Origin of the sequence: Pantoea sp. (genome assembly GCF_039594315.1) — a bacterium.
Lineage (GTDB): Bacteria > Pseudomonadota > Gammaproteobacteria > Enterobacterales > Enterobacteriaceae > Pantoea.
Genome location: NZ_JBCNNP010000050.1, coordinates 21,521 through 28,620 on the forward strand (window position 1 = coordinate 21,521; position 7,100 = coordinate 28,620).

A 7,100-nucleotide genomic window follows, 5' to 3' on the forward strand; every position below is an offset into this window, starting at 1 on the left:
TATGAGCACGGTCCTCTCCGTCACGCCGGTTCGACGTCCCCGGTTATGGTCGATGCAGCTGTATGGCTATCTGTTGATTTTGCCAGCGCTGAGTTTTTTGCTGCTGTTTACCCATTACCCGGCGGTGGCAACGGTGTGGGAGAGCCTGTTCAGTGCCGCACGTAATAGTCGTCCGGCCCATTTTGTTGGGCTGGATAACTATCTCGCGTTGCTGGATGACGACATCTTCATCCAGTCGCTGTGGAATAACCTGTTATATGCGCTGATCACCATTCCGCTGGCGGTAGCGTTGGCGCTGCTCATGGCGCTGGCGGTGAATCGCAATATGCGCGCTACGGCTTTGGTGCGCACCGCATTCTTTATTCCGTCGCTATTACCGATGATCGCTATCGCCAATTTATGGCTGTTTTTCTACACGCCGCAACTTGGATTGTTGAATAAATTACTGGCGCTATTTTCGCTGCCAGCGGTTAACTGGCTCGGCGAACCGGGCACTGCGCTGTATTGCATGATGGCGGTGTCGGTATGGCGCGAAGCCGGTTTCTTTATGATCTTTTATCTCGCCGCGTTGCAGCAAATCGATCCCCGCTTGAGCGAAGCCGCAGAGATAGAAGGGGCGTCACGCGGCTATTTCTTCCGTCGCGTACAGTGGCCATTATTGATGCCGACCACGCTGTTTGTGTTAATCAATGCCTCGATGAATGCGTTTCGTATTGTCGATCAGGTGATTGCTATGACCAACGGCGGGCCGAATAACAGCAGTAGTTTGTTGTTGTTTTATATCTATCGCACCGCGTTCAGTTTCTGGGATATGCCAGCGGCGGCGGCAATGACGGTGGTATTGCTGGTAATCCTCGCGGCGATTGCGCTGATCAAGTTCAATCTGCTGGATAAGCGAGCCCATTATCAATGAAACGTTCATTTGGTCGTATTTGTCTCAACGCAATCATTATCCTTGCGGCGATATTGTGGTTTCTACCGATTCTGGTGGCGTTTTGGGTGGCGATTCATCCGGCTTCCGATCAGGCCAGTTTCTCCTTGTGGTCGCCGTTAACACTGCAAAACTTCGTTAATGCCTGGCACGCCGCGCCTTTTGGTCGCTATTTCCTTAATACCACTTTGCTGGTGCTGATGATTGTGGTGGTGCAACTGGTGTTGGCGACGATGGCGGCATATGCGTTGGTGCGTTTTCGCATGAAGTTTTCCAGCGTGATTTTCGCCTTGATTCTGTTGCAGCTGATGATCAGTCCAGACGTCCTGATTCTGAATAACTACAAAACCATCGGCGCGCTGGGCTTGCGCGATACCTTGACTGGCATTGCGCTGCCGTATTTCGCCTCAGCGTTTGCTATCTTCCTGTTGCGACAAACCTTCAAAAGCATTCCGCTGGTGCTGGAAGAGGCGGCGATCGTCGAAGGCGCCAGCCGTTTCTACATTCTTCGTAAGATCTATATCCCGCTGGCGAAGCCGATTTACGTGGCATTTGCCTTGGTATCGATCAGTTTTCACTGGAACGATTTCCTCTGGCCGCTGGTGATCACCGATTCTGTCACCGTGCGTCCGCTCACCGTCGGTTTGCAGCTGTTCTCTGCGCCAGAGCAGGGCGTGCAGTGGGCGCTGATTGGTGCTGCCACTTTGATGACGACCTTGCCATTGCTGGTGCTGTTCCTGATTTTCCAGCGTCAATTTATTCAGTCGTTTATGCGTGCTGGTATTCGCTAAGGAGTGATTTACGTGTCTTATCCGCATCCGCTGACAAGTTTACAGCGTGAACTGCTGGGTGATGTTGCAGAGCTTTATGCATTGCCTGATGTTCGTTCCGCACCGCTTAGCAGCACATTGCGTTTTGGCTTGATCGCCGATCCGCAATATGCCGACATCGATACCGCGAAAAATCTCTACTATCGCCATGCGTTGCAGAAGTTACCGCAGGCGATTGAGCAGCTGAATCAGCAGCCGCTGGATTTCGTCGTCACGCTGGGTGATTTGGTCGATCGTGACTGGAACAGCTACGCGCCGGTGCTGTCGATTTACGATCGCCTCGAACATCCGCATGTAATAGTGCTGGGCAACCATGATGCGCAAACCATTACTCAGCACCTGAATGACGCCGCCGCGCTGCCCAAAAGCTATTACGCGTTTCAGTTAGCAGATTGGCGTTTCATTGTTTATGACGGCAACGACGTCAGTTTGTACTGCAACGCTTTAAATGGCGATGATCGTGCTACAGCCGAAGCGATGCTGGTGGACTTAACCGAACGCGAGCAACCACAGGCAAAACCGTGGAATGGCGCAGTAGGAAAATCGCAATTGATGTGGATTGAACAACAGTTGCAGGACGCGCAGCAGCAAGACGAGAAAGTGGTGGTGTTTGGCCATTATCCGCTGGCACCGCATAACACTCACAACTTGCTCAATGGCGGCGAGTTAGCGGATCTGCTTACTAGTTACAACATACAATGCTGTTTTTCAGGGCATGATCATCGAGGCGGCAGTGCGATCATCGGTCAAACAGGCTTCTTTACGCTGAAAGGGATGTTGGATGGCGCTGAGGATGTGCCTTTTGCCGTGGTGGAAATCGAAGGGGATGTTTTGCGTATCACCGGCTATGGCGGCGAAATCAGCCATACTGTGGATCGTCGTCTTTTATAGGGCCGCGAAGATAATCTCGCAGGGCTTAACCAACGCCGAAGGTTGCTGTATAGTCCGTTTTTTTCCGGAGGAACCATGCTGCCTAACTCATCCACACGCCTGAATAAATACATCAGCGAGAGCGGAATCTGCTCACGTCGCGATGCCGATCGTTACATCGAACAAGGCAACGTTTTCATTAACGGTAAACGCGCCACTGTTGGTGCACAGGTTTTCGCCGGGGATGAGGTCAAAGTTAACGGGCAGTTGATTGAACCGCGCGACGAAGAAGATTTAGTGCTGATCGCGCTGAACAAACCAGTGGGCATTATCACCACCATGGAAGAAGGCGAGCGCGATAACATTGGTGATTTCGTCAATCACAGCAAGCGCGTGTTCCCGATTGGTCGTCTGGATAAAGATTCACAAGGGCTGATTTTCCTCACCAATCACGGCGATTTGGTGAATAAGATTCTGCGTGCTGGCAATAACCACGAAAAAGAGTATGTGGTCACCGTCGATAAACCGATCACCGATGAATTTATTGCTGGCATGAGCGCGGGCGTGCCAATGCTGGGTACCGTCACCAAGAAATGCAAAGTGAAGAAAGAGTCGACCTTTGTGTTCCGCATCATCCTGGTTCAAGGGCTGAATCGCCAGATTCGTCGCATGACCAAGCACTTTGGTTTTGAAGTCACCAAGCTTGAACGCACGCGCATTATGAACGTGAGCCTCAAAGGCATTCCGCTGGGCGAGTGGCGTGATTTGACCGATGATGAACTGATCGACCTGTTTAAACTGATTGAAGACTCTTCTTCAGAAGATCAAAAAACGCAGAAGAGCCAAGCGAAGAAGAAACCCGCTAGCGCCGCGAAGAAACCGGCTGCCAGCGGGCCGAAGCAGAGCGAGAAAGCAGGCGGCAAACCGGCTAATCGCCAGCGTTTCGCTCAGCCAGGACGTAAGAAGAAAGGGCGTTAATGTCATTTCCCCGCGCTTTTCCGCGGGGAAATATGATTATTTTTCGGTGCCAAATCCCTGTTTTTTCAACGCATCCAATACGTGTGGGAAATAGATTTTGTGGTAATAACCACTCACGCTTTCACTCCAACTTTCGCCGTCACCACGTCCAATCGCCTGCCAATGTTGCACCATTTCCTGATTATAAGCCGCGATATGCTGTTCAAGTCCGGCGCGTTGATACTGCTCTTCATGACGGAAGGTCGCCAACGGTAAACGCGGTTTCTGATGTGCAGGTTGATCAATATGGCCGATCACAACGCCTGCCACCGGGAAGGTAAACTCCGGCAAATCGAGCAAGCTGATTAACGCCTGCGGTTCACGACGAATACCGCCAATCGGCACAATGCCAAGGCCTTCTGCTCGAGCGGCAGCCATAATCGATCCGAGAGCGATGCCGACATCGGTCGAACCGGAAACAATACTTTCAATGCTCTGCTGGGCAATCTGTTCACGATCAATGGCATTCATTGCCAGACGTGATTTATGCATATCCAGCACCACGGTAATGAATATTGGCGCTTGGGCAATCCACGGCTGACCGCCGGCAATCTGTGAAATCTGTGCGCGTTTAGCGGCATCGCGCGTAACCACCAAAGAAACCTGCTGCGAGTTCACTGAGGTCGGTGCGCGATAGGCAGCCGAAATGATGCGATCCAGTACCGCATCCTCAACGGGCTGCTGGGTAAAACTGCGTTCGCTTTTGTGGCTGGTAAAAATATCGATTAATGAACTCATGGATCCTCCTGGTTGGGAGGCGAGAGCTTAACAGAAGGGCGCTGGAACGGATTTAACCGTTATTGCCGTTGCTAACAACTTCTTTTGCATAAACTAATTGCTGAAAATGCTAAGCAAATAAAAGCCGGTGATTAACTCACCGGCCAGTAATCAACTATCTTACTGCGCGACTTTCACCACGGTTTTACCGAAGTTTTTACCTTTAAGCATATCGAAAAATGCCTGCGGCGCATTCTCCAGTCCTTCGATCATATGCTCGCGATAATGGATTTTTTGCTGCTCAACCAATGGCGACATCGCCTTGAGGAATTCAGGGTAACGATCACCGTAATCCTGGAAAATGATGAATCCCTGCATGCGAATGCGGCGTTTTAAAATGCCACCCATGATTTGTGGCGTACGATCCGGGCCCGGTGGCAGTTCGCGGCTGCTGTAGCCAGAAACTAAGCCACAAACGGGTACGCGCGCCGCGGTATTCAGCAACGGAAACACCGCATCGAACACCTTGCCGCCAACATTTTCGAAATAGATATCAATGCCATCCGGGCAAGCCGCGGCAAGTTGCTCCGCAAAATCATCACTGTGATGATCGATACAGGCGGAGAAACCGAGTTTCTCAATTGCATAGCGGCATTTCTCTTCACCACCTGCCACGCCGACCACATGACAACCTTTAAGCTTACCAAGCTGGCCAACCGTTGCACCCACCGGGCCGGTTGCTGCAGCAACCACCAAGGTTTCACCGGCTTTGGGTTGGCCGATATCCATCAATCCCATATAAGCGGTGAATCCCGGCATACCAAGAATGCCCAGCGCCCAGGACGGATGGGGCAGATCACCCAATTTCGACAGATCCGAGCCATCCGAAATGGAATACGATTGCCAACCACCTTGCGCCACGACTTTGTCGCCAGGCTTGAAATCCGCATGTTTTGATTCAACCACTTCGCTAACGGTGCCGCCGACCATCGGCTTATCGAGCTCAGCCGGTGCAGCATAAGATTTGCTGTCATCCATGCGTCCGCGCATATATGGGTCAAGCGACAAATAGAGCGTGCGCAGCAGGATTTCACCGTCTTTTAATGCTGGGATCGGCTGCTCAACTAAGCGGAAGTTCTCTTTAACCGGTTCGCCATTGGGGCGTGAAGCGAGCAGCCAAGCCTGGTTACGTTGAGTGGATTGCGTCATTGATGTGCCTCCTTGAGCGTTTCGCGTGAGGCAAGTGTAGTTGAGGAAAAGTGGTTTCCACTAAAAACACAGATATATCTGGAGATAACACCCAGTGAGCCAACGCACAAATCCGCACAAAACCTTCCACATAAGAAACTGTTAACCCAATGAATTTTAATAGCTCATGTGCGTTTGCCTGGTTAGCCTCAGGCAAATCTACATAACCATTGATGCGCGCTGCCGCCTATACCTTTAACGGTGTTTTAGAACCTTTAGGGAGCAGGATGAAAACTATTTTTCGAGCGGCAACTTTATTAGCAACGATGGTCGCTAGTGCGCCATTGCTGGCGCAAACTTTTGTTTATGTATCTGAAGCCGATGATGGCACCATCGCGCGTTATGCCCTGAACGATCAAACCGGTGCACTGCAATTATTAGGACGCACCAATGCCGGTGGCAAAGTGATGCCAATGGCATTGAGTGCCGATCATAAGCATCTTTATGCCGCGATTCGCAGTAAACCGTTGCAGTTAGTGAGTTGGCAAATCGATAGCAAAACCGGCGATCTTAGCCAATCACAAACTGTATCCGCAGCAGCCAGTTATCCCTATATCAGCACGGATAAACAGGGACGTTTTTTGCTGGGTGCATCTTACGATGGCGATATTGTCCACGTTTATCGCTTGAACAGTGATGGCGGCATCAGCGCACCTCCGGTCGGCAGCTACAAAACCGGACATGCCGCGCATTCGGTGATTGTTGATGCCACGGGGCACAACGCCTATGTTGGCAACCTCGGCACCGATCGCGTGCTACAACTGAAGCTCAGTGATAACGGCGAACTCTCTGCATTGGGTAACGGTTATGTGAAAACTAGCGCAGAGAATGGGCCGCGCCATTCGGTGTTATCACCGGATAATCGCTATTTGTATAACATCGGCGAAATGGGCGGCATCATCACGCAATACCGTCGCGAAAGTAGCGGAGAACTGGTGAAAGTGGCGGAGACAGCGAATGCGGTTGCATCGCGCTACAAGCTGGAACATGGCCGCGAGCGTCCGCCAAATTATAGCGATAAGACGCCACGCATTTGGGCCGCGGACATCCGTCTCACACCCGATGGGCGTTTTCTTTATGTTACCGAACGCACCAGCAGCACCATTACCGGCTACAAGGTGAATAAAGAGGATGGCAAACTCTCGTTGATTGGCAGTTGGGAGGTTGAGAAACAGCCGCGCGGCATCGCGATTACCGATGATGGCCGTTGGCTGATCGCCAGCGGAGAGAAAAGTACCGTCACCGGCAGCTACGAAATCGATCAACAAAGCGGGGCGCTGAAAAAGGTCAGCGAAGCACCCGCAGGACACGATGCCAATTGGGTAATCACAGTAAGCTATTGATTCGTAGGGTCGCCATTAAGGTACGACCGGGCACATAGGTAACAGATCAGACCGGGCACATAGGTAACACATTTGTGCTCAGTCTATTCGGATAATACGTCTTTCTTCCCGGTCATAATATGCCAGTATCAGCCTGTCGAAGAG

Annotated in this window: 7 protein-coding genes; 5 read left to right on the plus strand and 2 right to left on the minus strand. The window is 51.4% G+C overall.

The window, feature by feature from the left end; genetic code table 11:
- Position 1 precedes the first annotated feature (1 nt).
- The 4 genes from ABDW13_RS19615 to rluF all read left to right on the plus strand — a co-directional run bounded on the left by ABDW13_RS19615 (position 2) and on the right by rluF (position 3,609).
- Positions 2-913, plus strand: a complete 912-nt coding sequence (locus ABDW13_RS19615; protein WP_343554219.1) for a sugar ABC transporter permease — start codon at positions 2-4, stop codon at positions 911-913.
- Positions 910-1,722 (plus strand): carbohydrate ABC transporter permease, encoded by an 813-nt coding sequence (locus ABDW13_RS19620; protein ID WP_343554220.1) that lies wholly within the window; start codon positions 910-912, stop codon positions 1,720-1,722. Before ABDW13_RS19615 ends, ABDW13_RS19620 begins: the two co-directional genes overlap by 4 nt.
- Before the next feature lie 12 nt (positions 1,723-1,734).
- Positions 1,735-2,652, plus strand: a complete 918-nt coding sequence (locus tag ABDW13_RS19625) for a metallophosphoesterase (RefSeq protein ID WP_343554221.1) — start codon at positions 1,735-1,737, stop codon at positions 2,650-2,652.
- A gap of 75 nt (positions 2,653-2,727) precedes the next feature.
- Positions 2,728-3,609 (plus strand): 23S rRNA pseudouridine(2604) synthase RluF, encoded by an 882-nt coding sequence (gene rluF / locus ABDW13_RS19630; protein WP_343554222.1) that lies wholly within the window; start codon positions 2,728-2,730, stop codon positions 3,607-3,609.
- 36 nt (positions 3,610-3,645) lie between these two features.
- On the opposite strand, the gene ABDW13_RS19635 is transcribed toward rluF, so the two are convergent.
- Positions 3,646-4,386: a nitroreductase family protein gene (locus ABDW13_RS19635; RefSeq protein WP_343554223.1), complete on the minus strand. Its 741-nt coding sequence runs from the start codon at positions 4,384-4,386 to the stop codon at positions 3,646-3,648.
- A gap of 159 nt (positions 4,387-4,545) precedes the next feature.
- A complete protein-coding gene (locus ABDW13_RS19640) occupies positions 4,546-5,574 on the minus strand; it encodes an NADP-dependent oxidoreductase (protein WP_343554224.1) in 1,029 nt (342 codons plus the stop codon).
- Between the two features lie 266 nt (positions 5,575-5,840).
- Here ABDW13_RS19640 and ABDW13_RS19645 point away from each other — a divergent pair, with 266 nt between their 5' ends.
- The gene (locus tag ABDW13_RS19645) at positions 5,841-6,956 is read left to right on the plus strand and encodes a beta-propeller fold lactonase family protein (RefSeq protein WP_343554225.1); all 1,116 of its coding nucleotides are present in this window, start codon (positions 5,841-5,843) and stop codon (positions 6,954-6,956) included.
- The last annotated feature ends 144 nt before the right edge of the window (positions 6,957-7,100 follow it).